This window comes from Paenibacillus sp. Marseille-Q4541 (assembly GCF_018310695.1).
Lineage (GTDB): Bacteria > Bacillota > Bacilli > Paenibacillales > Paenibacillaceae > Paenibacillus.
Map to the genome: position 1 here is coordinate 255,191 of NZ_JAGXCY010000001.1, position 13,091 is coordinate 268,281.

Below are 13,091 nucleotides of genomic sequence, written 5' to 3' on the forward strand. Positions count from 1 at the left end.
AAGGCATGAATTCTAGGCAGACAGATACACCCTCGAAGCATAACAATCGGTTAGTTGTTCAAAATGTTACAGAGCTCATTGGAGATACGCCGGCTGTAAAGTTACAGCGCATTCCAAGTTCTGAGCATGCCGAGGTATTCGTAAAGCTTGAATATTTTAACCCTAGTGGAAGTGTGAAAGACCGCGCTGCCTTCAATCTGATCAGACAAGCAGAGCTTGACGGATTGCTTCTGCCTGGGTCAACCATTATTGAACCGACGAGCGGAAATACGGGAATTGGTCTAGCCATGAATGCGGCTGCCAAAGGATACAAGGCAATCCTTGTCATGCCCGATAACATGAGCAAGGAACGCATTCAAATACTGAAAGCATATGGCGCAGATGTGGTGCTCACCCCCGCTTCAGAACGAATGCCTGGTGCGATTCGTAAAGCAAATGAGCTGAAAGAAAGCATTCCTCACAGCTTTATTCCTCAACAATTTGAGAACAATGCAAACCCAGATGCGCACCGAACTACTACAGCACTTGAAATACTTTCCCAAATGAAAGGAAAACTAGACGCCTTTGTTGCCACCTCTGGTACAGGAGGAACGATTACAGGGACAGGTGAGGTACTGCGTGAGCATCTTCCGAATATAGAAATCTATGCGGTAGAACCCGCAGGTTCTCCCGTTCTATCTGGCGGTAAACCTGGCCCCCATCAGTTGGTTGGGACAAGTCCAGGCTTTATTCCTCCGATCGTGAACACAGATGTTTGGAATGAAATTATCCAGGTGAAGGATGAGGAGGCTCTCCACACGATGCGGCAACTGGCCTCACAGGAAGGGTTACTGCTGGGACCTTCCTCAGGAGCGTCTGTGTGGGCTGCTTTGCAAATTGCAAAACGTCTAGGACCTGGACATAAAGTACTTTGTATCGCACCAGATACAGGCGAAAGATATTTAAGCACGGGCATGTTCTAATCAGTATATCAAAACATATCCCACACAAAATACAGTATAAAAAGACCTGCTCTGACACGCTCCAAGTCTACTTTATGACTTGAATTGCGTACAGAACAGGTCTTTTTCCCAGCTTACTTTTATAAGATTTCGAAGTACTAACTACAATGATTCTACTGCAAGTGTAGCTCCAGGCGGCAATACTGCTTCCACTCTATCTCTAACATGCTGATTGAGCAAAATTTCCGCATCTAAGATGGCAGCAATCCCTTGATCCGTCGATGAGCGAATGAGTCTTCCTAATCCTTGCCGTAAGCGAAGTAGCATATATGGCAGGTCTACTTCTTCATATGCTGAATCAGCAGCTTCCCGTTTAGCCATAAATACAGGATCTTCCGGTGGATAAGGCAGTGACCAAATAATAACATTGGATAATGAAGGTCCCGGTACATCCAGACCCTCCCATAGGCTTGCCGCACAGAGCACGCTTTCCTCTGTATTTTGGAACTCAGCAATGAGGCTGCTAATCTCACGGTCACCTTCATACAGCATGGTATAGGATGCGAAATATGGATGGTGCGAAGCGGCTTGTTTAAACTCACGAAGCTCATTCATTGTTCTAAATAACAAGAGAGCTCGTCCTTCGGTACGTTGGATCAGCTTGGCTGCCAGGGCCAGCTTCTTCGCTGCAGCAACCTCACTCCGAATCTCCCCATCTTGCAGAAGCTCACTCGGTGCTATTAGCTTCATCTGCTTCTCGTAATCGTACGGAGAGTCCACGGAAAAGGATAAAAATTCGCTGATCCCGAGACTTCCTGCTACGTAATCAAAAGATCCATCTACCGATAAGGTTGCTGAAGAGAATACAATCGGCATCTGAAGCCCGAATACCCGCTCCTCCAGCACTTCCTTGACCGTTTGCGGCATAATGGCAAGTGTTGCAGCACCATCTTCATTTTCTTCCGCCCAGCAAATGTAGGTATCTGGCTCACGGAACAGATGAAGTGCAGTCTGGATCATCTCCAGATGTTCTTCAACGATACGCAGCTTATATTCATCAAGCGTATGCAAGCCACTCTCAAAGACAAGTTCTTCATCAATGGCTTCAATTGTACTTTTCCAGCGATTCAGTTCTTTTAGAAGCTTCTCATCAATTCGGATTCGTTTTCGATCAGAACCGGGTATCGCTGTACTTTGCTCCGCTACCAGAGAAAATACAAGCTGACTCTGATCAATGGAATCTTCAATTCGTTCGGCTAGCGTTTCCCTGATCTCTCCATCTAGAAGACGAGTAATAATCTCTTCATATGCACTATGCTTCAGCTTATAACTGAGGGCATGTTGTGCTGCTGATTCGAGTAAATGCCCTTCGTCAAAGACGACTGAACTATGTTCCGGGAGTAGCGGAAGCTGACCTTCTCTTTTTCTTCCCTCATAGGTCCACACATGTTCCATGTAGTAATCATGGGAACAGATAATAAGGTCTGTAGATTTTCGATAATGATCCCGAGATAAGGTCATGCCGCAGCGATGTCTTTTATCACATACAAAACAGTCCTGAAATGAATCCCAGTTGATCTTATTCCACTGTTCATCATTCAGATGTGGGTATTCCTTACGATCGCCGTAAGGATAAAAAGATTGCATCGTTCCGGGGGAATGAACAAAATCAGGAAGATTTTCATACACGTCTTCAATAACCGCCGCATCTTCATCCTGAAGACGAACGCCGTCTATTTTTTTGAGACATAAATATTGATCAGGGGATTTACCGAGCCGCGCATCAATCTGTAAATCCAAATAACGGGCAAGCTTCGCTATATCTCCTTCCTGTTTCACAAGTTGCTCAATGAGCGACTCATCTGCACAGGCAATCACTGCAGGCTTACGTGTATATCTTGCATAGTTAACTGCATAAAGCAGATACACGAGCGTTTTTCCCGTGCCTACCCCTGCTTCTGCAAAAATAGTTTTCTTATTGGCATAGGCTCTTTCCAATTGGTAAGCCATAAATATTTGTTCATCACGGACATCAAATCCATGTTCAGGTAACACATCATAAAAAACATCCGCAACCCAATCGCCGACCTGCTTGACGAACGGTTCTGACGGATCATAGGAGAAAGGATATCGCTCCACGCTTACGCCTCCAACACTATCATATTCTTATTAGGCAAACTCCAATTATCTCATGAATGAAGAGGTTTGGCAACCTGTCTTTCTCGTCAGCATTATACAATTTCTGTCACGACTGATGTATAAAAAAACCATTGCTACGCCATTCTAAATTTCGAAAAAGAAAAAAGGTGGTATGTGGAATATGAGCGAACATGTGGAACACGATTCAATTAAAGAAAACATGATATTAACAGATCGCCAAGGTCATCCCATTACCGATAATCAAAATGTGAGAACCGTTGGAAACCGCGGCCCTACAACGCTTGAAAATTATCATTTTCTAGAAAAGATTACTCATTTTGACCGGGAACGAATTCCAGAACGGGTTGTACACGCACGAGGTGCAGGAGCACACGGAACTTTTACTGCTTATGGTAAAGCCGGGAATGAGCATGTCTCCAAATTTACTCGAGCTAAACTTTTTCAGGAAGAAGGGAAAGAAACACCTGTGTTTGTCCGTTTCTCTACTGTAATTCATGGAGGACATTCACCGGAAACACTACGGGACCCGCGCGGATTTGCCGTCAAATTTTATACGGAAGACGGAAACTGGGATCTTGTGGGCAATAACCTAAAAATCTTTTTTATTCGTGATCCGCTTAAATTCCCGGATATGGTTCACGCCTTCAAACCGGATCCGCTTACGAATGCGCAGGATATGGAACGTTTTCTTGATTTCATCTCTTTGTCACCTGAATCTACTCATATGATTACCTTCCTTTTCTCTCCTTGGGGTATTCCGGCGAATTACCGCCAAATGCAAGGCTCTGGTGTAAATACATACAAGTGGGTCAATGACAAAGGTGAAGCCTATTTGGTTAAATATCATTGGGAGCCGATGAAACAGGGAATTCGCAACCTGTTACAAAAAGAAGCGAATGAAGTGCAGTCTACCGAATTTAACCACGCCACGCTTGATTTGTATCATGCGATTGAGCAGGGCGATTACCCAGAATGGGAGTTCTGTGTTCAGCTGATGGAAGATGGTGAACACCCAGAACTCGATTTTGATCCGTTGGACCCAACGAAATTATGGCCGGAAGATCAGTTTCCGTTTTTGCCTGTCGGCAAGATGGTACTGAATCGAAACCCTGAAGATTATTTTACGGAGGTAGAACAGGCTGCTTTTGGTACAGGTGTACTTGTGGATGGGCTTGATTTCTCTGATGATAAACTTCTCCAAGGGCGGACGTTCTCTTACTCTGATACTCAGCGTCACCGGGTAGGCGCCAATTATTTGCAGCTTCCTATCAATGCACCCAAAAAAGGGGTTGCTACCAATCAGAGTGGCGGTCAAATGTTGTACAAGGTGGACCGGGCACCAGGTCAAAATCCGCACGTAAACTATGAACCGTCTTCACTTGGCGGGCTGCATGAAGCACCGAAGCAAGGTCCTGACCATCAGCCACATTATAATGATAAACTCGTTCGCGAGAAAATCAGCCGTCCCAACGATTTTGGCCAAGCTGGGGATACGTATCGATCATTTGAGGAGTGGGAACGGGAAGAGTTAATTCGTAACCTTGTCGGTAACTTGTCGATATGCAAACCCGATATCCGTAAACGAATCATTTCGAACCTAACTGAGGCGGATGCTGACTACGGGAAACGAGTGGCTGACGGACTAGCAGGCATAGAGACTGATGACAGCAGCAGCGTGCAGCCGAAACACAATCACAGCGCAGAGCTCGCAAATGAACTTGGACATGAGGCTGATCCATATTAAGAGTAAACCCTCTATGATGTAACAAGATTCACACCAGGGCTTATATCTTGCAATCTGGAAGATGCCCTGGTTATTATTTTAATGCAATCATAAGATAGTCCTAAATTTAACGATATGAAACGAGGTGTACATCATGACTCTCTGGATGATTCGTTCCGAGCTCCCTTCTGACTTCCATGCAATTGCAGAACTGCATGCACTGGCTTTTGCCTACAGCTTCGGTATGGGAGAGACAACTCTTGTCAGCACACTTCGTACACGTAAAAATTTTGAACCAGAGCTTTCTCTCGTCTGTGTTCTGAATGACCAAGTCATCGGGCATATCCTGTTTACCCCGCAAGATTTTCTAATAGAAGGTAATAAGGTGAACGGTCTCATGCTGTCCCCTCTTGCCGTACATCCCGATTATCAAAAGCTCGGAGTGGGATCTGCCCTAATTACAGAAGGGCTACGGAATGCCAGGGACAAGGGATATGAACTCTCAACTGTTCTAGGCCACCCCCATTTCTACACCCGTTTTGGCTTTAAGGGCAAGGCATGGATGGATGAAAAAGTAAAAATTCCACTCGAAACGATTTTTATTACCGAGCCTGTACCTTCCATTCGTGAACGACGTGTAGAGTTAGCCGATCTCCCTAAACTTCGTGACATGTGGGAATCCACCTATGGGCACTCCCCTTTTTCAATAATTCCGGGAAATTCACTTCTCGACTGGATTAGCCCTGCAAATACAATTCAAGCATCCGCCATCCTGATCGATGAAGAACTGGCCGGTTATGTACGTTACAACGTGGCAGACCCCGGACTCATTACTATGGTTATAGCCATTGATAGTGCTGCTTTTATTCATATCACTCACTATTTAAAAGGAAAGCTAAATCCGCTCCAGTACACCCATTTGCTCCTTCCTATTTCTTCTTTATCTCCTCTGCTTCACCAGCTGGATTGGGCTTATGATATTAGTAATGAAACGTACGCAGAGTATATGGTAATTGTGCTTGATGGACCCACTCGTCCTATCTTGCTCTCTTACTTTAACGACATTCAAAATGGTACCAAAACAAGAGGATTCCTCATCTGGCCCACAGAATTTGATCTTTGCTAACAGTGTGATGCCGCTGCGATAACGGATTGTCCTTCCGATCGCTGTTGCCCGCTGATTTCTTGATTATATAACGATTAAAGCGGTTGAAATCAGTGGGCAAAGACAAAATAGAGGCGACTTTCCATTCGATTCTGAATGAAAGGTCGCCTCTTTTCGATTTACGTTTTAAGCATAATCTGTCCAGTCTCGGAAAGATCGTACCCGGAAATAGCGCTTAGTTCATGACGGAAAGATTCCAAGCGGAGAATATCAAGCACCGTTTGAATGAGCATTGTATTATCCGGAGTATTCAGCAAAACAAGATCGTACCTTTCTTTAATAAGCGGAATAAATTCTACTCCGGATACAACGGCTGCCGCTTTCATCGTTCCCACCCCGACATCAGCTTCTCCGGAAGCTACTTTCGCCGCTACAGCTATATGGTTAGTCTCTACATTCTCATATCCCACAATCCCCTGCTTGTCTAAACCATGAATACGGAGTTGTTCATCAAGAAGAACTCTCGCTCCTGCACCTTTTTCCCTGTTAACTAGCCGAAGACCTGGCTTTACTAGATCGTTCCATCCCTGTAACTTATGCGGATTCCCTGGTTTGACGTACAGCCCGGCCCATCGGCTCATCAGGTTTACGACAATATAAGAAGAGCCAACCAGAAGCTTACGAATATATGGAACATTGTATTCCCCTGTATCTCCGTCAAGCAAATGAGTACTCACAATATCCGACTTCCCTTGGTACATGGAGATGAGACTATCCAGACTTCCGACATAGGAACGCAGCGGTCTTAAAAGGGGCTCGCGTTTCTCCAAGTAGCTCGCGAGAATATCAAGACTTAAATCCTGCCCCGTAATAACGATGGGTCTTACTCCACTATTCTGCATTGCTATATGAGGTTCCCTTATGCCCGTATCATGGTTCGGCTTCACAATAAAACCTTTAGAAGCCTGTTTGTAAGCCTCCAGATCCGTTTTATCAATTCGCATTTGCTTACCTACTTTGTAGGCGGGTAACTTCCCTTTTTTTATCAAATCGTATACGGTCAGTTTGGATATTTTTAAAAGCTGGGCAATTTCTTCTGTTGTATAAGATACATTATCATTCACCTACAATACCCCCATGCAAATCTATACCCGTCATTGTATCATAATCTACTTTCGAATTTAGCATTGCCATCCAACCTATCATCATTATAATATAGTTAATTATATCTAAATATAATCAATTATAACGATAGGGTGGTATTATGAACAAATTGAATAAGTTTAGTTATGTTTTCTTATGTTTTACATTTTTACTTCTACTTGCCGCTTGTGGCAGTACAGGTAGCACACAAGACTCTGCCTCTACACCCGCACAGCAAAAAGAGCAACAAACTTCTTCCGAAACGCCCTCTACACAAGCCGAGCCCACAGAGACAGAGCTTATCGTTTCAGCAGCGGCAAGTTTAACCGATGCTTTGGAAGAAATCGGTCCCGTTTTTGAAGCTAAACATCCCGATATTCAGCTTACTTTTAATTTTGGCAGTTCTGGCGCTCTACAACAACAAATTGAGCAAGGCGCTCCCTCTGATCTTTTTCTATCAGCAGCGGATAAGAATATGCAGGCACTAATCGACAATAACAATATAATGAAGGATTATTCCGAAACCTTACTAACGAACGAGCTCGTGCTTGTTTCCGGAAGTAACAATGAGATGAATATTACATCTGAGGCGGATCTATCTAAACCGGAAGTAAAGGTGATTGCGATTGGGATTCCAGAAAGCGTCCCTGCAGGTAGTTATGCTAAAGAAGCACTTGAAGGACTTGGACTATATGATGAACTGCTTCCAAAAGTCGTACAAGCCAAAGATGTTCGTCAAGTATTGCAATACGTTGAAACCGGGAATGCCGATGCAGGTTTTGTATATAAAACAGATGCCATTCTTGCCAAAGTCGACATTATACATACCGTGGACCCAGAGCTGTACACACCCATTAAGTACCCAATGGGTATTACTGCAGCAAGCAAACATAAAGAACAAGCCCAAGTGTTCTATGAGTTTCTCAAATCGGAGGAAGCACGAGAGATTTTTGAAAGCTATGGGTTTAAAGGTCTTTAGTGGTAATGGCTGTAATTGACTGGAGTTTATTATGGGCACCGGTTCGGTTGTCATTGCTCGTCGCACTGCTTGCAAGTTTGATAACGATCATAATAGGGAGTTTACTTGCAAAATGGATGGCTAATAAAAACTTTCGGGGGAAACTTTTACTGGAGACTGTATTTATGTTGCCCATTGTGTTACCCCCTACTGTAGTAGGATTCTTGCTTCTTGTATTACTTGGTAGAAACAGCATCGTTGGTTCTATGATAGAATCCATTTTCGATGCCCCCCTTCTATTTACATGGTGGGCCGCTGTGATTGCTTCGATCGTCGTTTCATTTCCGCTTGTCTATCAGACGATGAAAGTCGGATTTGCATCCGTTGACAGTGAACTTGAAGCAGCTGGACGCTCCATCGGTGCAAATGAATGGCAGGTCTTTCGTCACATTACACTTCCCTTAGTCTGGCCATCCTTCATGTCCGCTTATATTCTTGGTTTTGCCCGTTCTCTGGGGGAATTTGGCGCTACGCTAATGATTGCAGGCAATATACCAGGCAAGACACAGACTGTGCCTACGGCTATTTATATTGCGGTAGACAGCGGGAATATGGCCATGGCATGGGCATGGACTGCAATCATTATTATCATATCTTTCCTTTTATTGCTAATTACAGGTCGTAAAAAAACGACATAATTTGATAACATCTTTGTAATTAACAACCTTAGCACCCCTCATTCCCAAAATGAGGGTGCTTTTTTATATGAATTTTTTTCCATCTTATTTTCAAATAATGTTATATATAACAGGTAATAGATAAAAAAATTGTCATCGAAAGATACTTATTAATTAATTTGGTTACAATATTGTAATCTAATTTATTGCTTCACTTCTAAGTTCGAGAGATATATTACCCCCAATACCAGAATTTAATCATCTCAAATAAGACTACAATTTCGTTTTTTACCAAGTTTTAGTGTACAAAAGGTAAAGTTAAGGTTACATTTTTGTAACATTTGGAGCTATTTTTATTATATATTAGTTACAGTTGATTGATATTAATAAAGCCGAATCTACTACATAGTACGGGGGACGATTTACATAACTTGGGGTGAACGGATGTAACAATCCTAGAGTACCTTCTACTCAAACCCGACAGCTAACCTCGGAGGCTAATGGAGGAAATATAAAGAATGAAAAGTTTTGGTAAATATATGTTGTTATCTTCTCTGCTAGGTGCAAGCCTGGTTCTCGGTAATTCGCAAGTGGATGCGTCCTCTTCGAGCTCAAATAGTGTAAATGTTCAACTTAATGATAGCCTTGTTAACTTTAAAGATGCTTCTCCTTTTTTAGATAGTAACAATAAAACTCAAGTACCTTTGCGTATGCTTGCAGAGGATATGAATTATTCAGTAAGTGCTAATAAAGAAGGTTCAACTACACATGTCACAATTAAACAAAACGGAAATACCATCAAAATTCAAACAGGTTCTACAACAGCTACCGTCAACGGAAAAAGTGTAAGCATAGGAACCAAAGTATTTATTCGCGACAATCGGACTTATGTACCCCTTCGCTTTGTATCCGAAGCTATGGGTAGTGAAGTGGTGTGGAAACAGAGTTATTCTCTCGTCATGGTAAATACAACTGGTAAAACCTATAGCCCCGTTCTTGTAGAGGACGAGCATGCTAAAGGTACAAGTATCGTCCAAGAAGCAACGAAATATATTGGTACACCTTATGTATACGGTGGTTCTTCCCCTAGTGGATTCGACTGCTCCGGTTTTGTAAAATATGTTTTTGATAAACACGATATTTCGCTTCCACGTACAGCAGCTTCCATGTATAACACAGGAACATCTGTAGCAAAAAGCAACCTGAAACAAGGAGATCTTGTTTTCTTCAAAACAACAGGTACATCCATCTCTCATGTTGGTGTTTATGTTGGGAACAATAGTTTCATTTCTGCAACTAGCTCAAGTGGTATCAAAATTGACAGCCTTAGCAACACTTATTGGGGTCCTAAATATGTAGGAGCTAAAAAAGTACTATAGATCTTTTATTAAGATGGTATCATACCAAAAAGCCTGTCGCATATGCGACAGGCTTTTTGGTGATTCCTTTATATTTATTTTATCTCGTGAAAATATGATTTCCAATCGTTTTCACAGCAGGACGAGCCATGCTCCACGCTGATGTTGCAATTTTGGGATTATAATAATAAAGCGCTCCCTCTGCTGGATCTTCACCATTTAGTGCACGTCTCGCTGCTGTATAGGCAGATGAATCTGGAGTGAGATTATACTGACCATCATCTACGGCAGTAAACTGTCTTGGTTCAAGGATGACCTCCGTTATTGAATCAGGGAACAGATCAGATTGCACTCGATTGAGGATGACCGCTGCGACTGCTACCTGTCCATCTATAGATTCCCCTCGTGCCTCACCATGCACAGCTCTTGCTAATTGGTCCAGTGTGGTTCCTCTGACAGGTGCCTGTTTTTTTAAAGCCGATACCGTTTGTTTCCCCGCTTTACCGTCTACACCAAGCCCTCTCTGCTCCTGAAAGGACCGCACTGCTTGTTCTGTTGCAGATCCATAATAACCTGTTACACCAGCATCTAGATAGCCTAGACTCTTCAATCTTTCCTGTAGCTCTACTACTTCCAAATGATGAGTTCCCTTTTGGAGCACCATAGCGCTAGCCGGAGAGGCTATACCTATGGTTCCGACTGCGATTGAGCTACTTAACAACAAACCTACCGTGAGTTTTTTCCATTTCATTTGCACTTTCGTATTCTTCTTATTCATATATAGATGACGACCTCCAGATTCTAGTTGTAAGAAATAATGTGTTTGATAGCATCTTAACTGTTCCAGTACAAAAAATGCCGAGAGAAAGGAGTATCTTATCTTTCTCTCGGCACAGTATGTTTTCTTTTCGAGTACAATTTTGCTATTTACATCTATCTTTTACTTCGTGAATACGTGGTTTCCGAGTTTTTGCGTAACCGGACGTGAACTCATCCAAGATGAGGACGCGTATTTCGGATTATAGAAATACAAAGCGCCTTTTGAAGGGTCATACCCTGTCAAAGCTCTTCGCGCTGCTTCATAAGCAGAAGCCGTTGGTGTGCTCAGCTTACCATCAGCTGCAGGCGTGAATTGACCTTTTTGAAAAATAACGTTTGTAATAGAGCTCGGAAACGAGCCGTTATGGACACGGTTCAGAATGACCGCCCCTACTGCAATTTGTCCGGTAAAGGACTCCCCGCCAGCTTCATCTTGAATAATACCAGCCAGATGTTTCATCACCTTGTTGTTAATCGGTGCCTTTGCTTTCAGTTTAGCCTCCGTCTTTGGACCAACCTTTCCATCCACAGACAAGTTATTTTTCTTTTGAAAATTCTTTACAGAGCTAACCGTTTGCGTTCCATAATAACCGCTAATACCTGCCGAGAAATATTTAATCTTATTGAGTCTTTCTTGTACTTCAACTACCTTGGAACTTTTGCTACCCTTCTGTAGTGTCGCTGCACTAGCTGTTGTCGCTGCACCAAGTACTGAAAGAGCACAGGCGCATGTTAGTATAAGTGTGGGTATTTTTTTCATTAGTCTTAAATTTCCTCCCGTTTCATTCATGATGACACTTGGATGACATGCATCGTGTACATTTAAAATCATCACTGAATTTGGCGGCGCTAAATGTAACACCTGATGTGTACTATAACACAGGTTACAAATTTGTCACATCTGTCAATGGTCCTAATCTGCAAGTTCGGTTCCTTTCGTTTCCTTACCAAGCACCAGTACAGCCATCGCTCCAATCAATACGGTAACAAAGAAAAGGGTAAATATTGTGCTGAACGGAACCCCTTTCTGGACCAAAAGTCCTACAAGGAGTGGAGCAATTACACCACCAACACGGCCAACCGATGCAGACAACCCCACTCCCGTGGAGCGCGCTTTAAGCGGGTACAGTTCTGGGGTATAAGCATACATACCTCCCCATGCTCCGAGATTGAAAAAGGATAGTGACATCCCTGCTAAAATTAGCGACACTTCCGATCCTGCGTTTCCGAACCAGAGTGCACTGACTGCCGTCATCACCAAATATACGACGAGTACAAACTTTCTCCCGAATTTTTCAATGAAATAAGCGGCAGTAAAATAACCTGGAAGCTGAGCAAGCGTCATTATGAGCACATATTGAAAACTTTTTACAAGTTCATATCCTTTGGCTGTCATGACACTAGGTAGCCATAAAAACATACCGTAATAAGAAAATACAACCGTAAACCATAAGATCCATAACATAAGGGTTGTCTTCCGGTGTTCCACCGACCAGACGGATTTAAACTTCTCCCTAAAGGATACTTTTTTCAGTTCACTTTTCTTGTTAAAGTTAGGTGGATCCTCGATAGCTCTGCGTAAGTAGAGCGCGTACAGTGCAGGCAGAGCTCCGATTAGAAAAGCCACACGCCAGCCATACTGGGGAATCACAAAATAAGAAATAAGTGCAGAAATAATCCAACCTGCTGCCCAGAAACTCTCAAGGAGAACAACTGCACGTCCCCTCTCCTTTGCGGGTACCGATTCTGATACAAGTGTAGAAGCGACCGGAAGCTCACCGCCTAATCCAATCCCGGCGACAAAACGAATAAGGCAGAGGAACACATAACCTGTAGCCAGAGCCGAAAATCCGCTAGCCACCGAGAAAATAAGCAAAGTCCACATCAGTACTGCTTTCCGTCCATATTTATCAGCAAGCGTTCCTGCTAGCGCAGCTCCAACGGCCATACCAATAGAAGTTGAACTTGTAACGAGCCCTACTTCACTTGGACTTAACAGCCATTCCTTCGCGAGAGCAGCTACGATAAAAGACATCATCCCTACTTCCATGGCGTCAAACATCCAGCTGAGTCCCGCACTGAAGAGCAGCTTGCGTTGCTTCGGATTTTGTAATACTTCAAGTTTACTCATGGTAATGCAGTGCTCCCTTATCTATGTATTTAAAGTGAAACCCAACTTCTTATTTATAATGATTTGGGACAGCCTG

The 13,091-nt window shown here is 43.2% G+C and carries 11 protein-coding genes and 1 riboswitch; of the genes, 6 read left to right on the forward strand and 5 right to left on the reverse strand.

Translation table 11 applies throughout. The features are described 5' to 3' along the window. Nucleotides 1-5 precede the first annotated feature (5 nt). Nucleotides 6-962 (forward strand): cysteine synthase A, encoded by a 957-nt coding sequence (gene cysK / locus KFT32_RS01300; RefSeq protein ID WP_211745264.1) that lies wholly within the window; start codon nucleotides 6-8, stop codon nucleotides 960-962. Nucleotides 963-1,103: 141 nt separating this feature from the next. Here cysK and KFT32_RS01305 read toward each other — a convergent pair whose 3' ends face one another. Beyond that, entirely contained in the window at nucleotides 1,104-3,080 is a 1,977-nt protein-coding gene (locus KFT32_RS01305) for an ATP-dependent DNA helicase (protein WP_211745266.1), read from the reverse strand. Nucleotides 3,081-3,252: 172 nt separating this feature from the next. Between KFT32_RS01305 and KFT32_RS01310 the strand changes: the two genes are divergently transcribed. Both KFT32_RS01310 and KFT32_RS01315 read left to right on the forward strand, forming a co-directional pair. Then, nucleotides 3,253-4,845, forward strand: a complete 1,593-nt coding sequence (locus tag KFT32_RS01310) for a catalase (protein WP_349304835.1) — start codon at nucleotides 3,253-3,255, stop codon at nucleotides 4,843-4,845. A gap of 133 nt (nucleotides 4,846-4,978) precedes the next feature. Next, entirely contained in the window at nucleotides 4,979-5,950 is a 972-nt protein-coding gene (locus tag KFT32_RS01315; protein ID WP_211745269.1) for a GNAT family N-acetyltransferase, read from the forward strand. A 158-nt stretch (nucleotides 5,951-6,108) separates the two neighbouring features. Here the strand turns inward: KFT32_RS01315 and KFT32_RS01320 are convergent, their stop codons facing one another. After that, on the reverse strand, nucleotides 6,109-7,053 hold the full coding sequence (locus KFT32_RS01320) for a substrate-binding domain-containing protein (protein WP_211745271.1): 945 nt from the start codon (nucleotides 7,051-7,053) through the stop codon (nucleotides 6,109-6,111). 140 nt (nucleotides 7,054-7,193) lie between these two features. On the opposite strand from KFT32_RS01320, the gene modA reads away from it, so the two are divergent. From modA to KFT32_RS01335, 3 genes are all read left to right on the forward strand, one after another. Continuing rightward, nucleotides 7,194-8,051, forward strand: a complete 858-nt coding sequence (gene modA / locus KFT32_RS01325) for a molybdate ABC transporter substrate-binding protein (RefSeq protein WP_211745273.1) — start codon at nucleotides 7,194-7,196, stop codon at nucleotides 8,049-8,051. Next, nucleotides 8,051-8,728, forward strand: a complete 678-nt coding sequence (gene modB, locus KFT32_RS01330; RefSeq protein ID WP_211745275.1) for a molybdate ABC transporter permease subunit — start codon at nucleotides 8,051-8,053, stop codon at nucleotides 8,726-8,728. The genes modA and modB overlap by 1 nt, the downstream gene beginning before the upstream one ends. A 359-nt stretch (nucleotides 8,729-9,087) precedes the next feature. Then, nucleotides 9,088-9,221, forward strand: a riboswitch (cyclic di-AMP (ydaO/yuaA leader). A 4-nt stretch (nucleotides 9,222-9,225) separates the two neighbouring features. Further along, on the forward strand, nucleotides 9,226-10,086 hold the full coding sequence (locus tag KFT32_RS01335; RefSeq protein ID WP_211745277.1) for a C40 family peptidase: 861 nt from the start codon (nucleotides 9,226-9,228) through the stop codon (nucleotides 10,084-10,086). 79 nt (nucleotides 10,087-10,165) lie between these two features. Here the strand turns inward: KFT32_RS01335 and KFT32_RS01340 are convergent, their stop codons facing one another. From KFT32_RS01340 to KFT32_RS01350, 3 genes are all read right to left on the reverse strand, one after another. Then, the gene (locus KFT32_RS01340; RefSeq protein WP_249344819.1) at nucleotides 10,166-10,843 is read right to left on the reverse strand and encodes a cell wall hydrolase; all 678 of its coding nucleotides are present in this window, start codon (nucleotides 10,841-10,843) and stop codon (nucleotides 10,166-10,168) included. Nucleotides 10,844-11,005: 162 nt separating this feature from the next. Beyond that, nucleotides 11,006-11,644: a cell wall hydrolase gene (locus KFT32_RS01345; protein WP_211745279.1), complete on the reverse strand. Its 639-nt coding sequence runs from the start codon at nucleotides 11,642-11,644 to the stop codon at nucleotides 11,006-11,008. Between the two features lie 153 nt (nucleotides 11,645-11,797). Beyond that, nucleotides 11,798-13,015 carry an MFS transporter gene (locus KFT32_RS01350; RefSeq protein WP_211745281.1) on the reverse strand — a complete coding sequence of 406 codons (1,218 nt, stop codon included), beginning with the start codon at nucleotides 13,013-13,015 and terminating at the stop codon, nucleotides 11,798-11,800. Nucleotides 13,016-13,091: the final 76 nt, after the last annotated feature.

Bases quoted from the DNA above. Each gene is read 5' to 3' on its own strand.
- KFT32_RS01315 (WP_211745269.1), top strand. From the start codon at position 4,979: ATGACTCTCTGGATGATTCGTTCCGAGCTCCCTTCTGACTTCCATGCA.
- KFT32_RS01350 (WP_211745281.1), bottom strand. From the start codon at position 13,015: ATGAGTAAACTTGAAGTATTACAAAATCCGAAGCAACGCAAGCTGCTC.
- KFT32_RS01345 (WP_211745279.1), bottom strand. From the start codon at position 11,644: ATGAAAAAAATACCCACACTTATACTAACATGCGCCTGTGCTCTTTCA.
- KFT32_RS01335 (WP_211745277.1), top strand. From the start codon at position 9,226: ATGAAAAGTTTTGGTAAATATATGTTGTTATCTTCTCTGCTAGGTGCA.
- cysK (WP_211745264.1), top strand. From the start codon at position 6: ATGAATTCTAGGCAGACAGATACACCCTCGAAGCATAACAATCGGTTA.
- modA (WP_211745273.1), top strand. From the start codon at position 7,194: ATGAACAAATTGAATAAGTTTAGTTATGTTTTCTTATGTTTTACATTT.
- KFT32_RS01310 (WP_349304835.1), top strand. From the start codon at position 3,253: ATGTGGAATATGAGCGAACATGTGGAACACGATTCAATTAAAGAAAAC.
- KFT32_RS01340 (WP_249344819.1), bottom strand. From the start codon at position 10,843: ATGAATAAGAAGAATACGAAAGTGCAAATGAAATGGAAAAAACTCACG.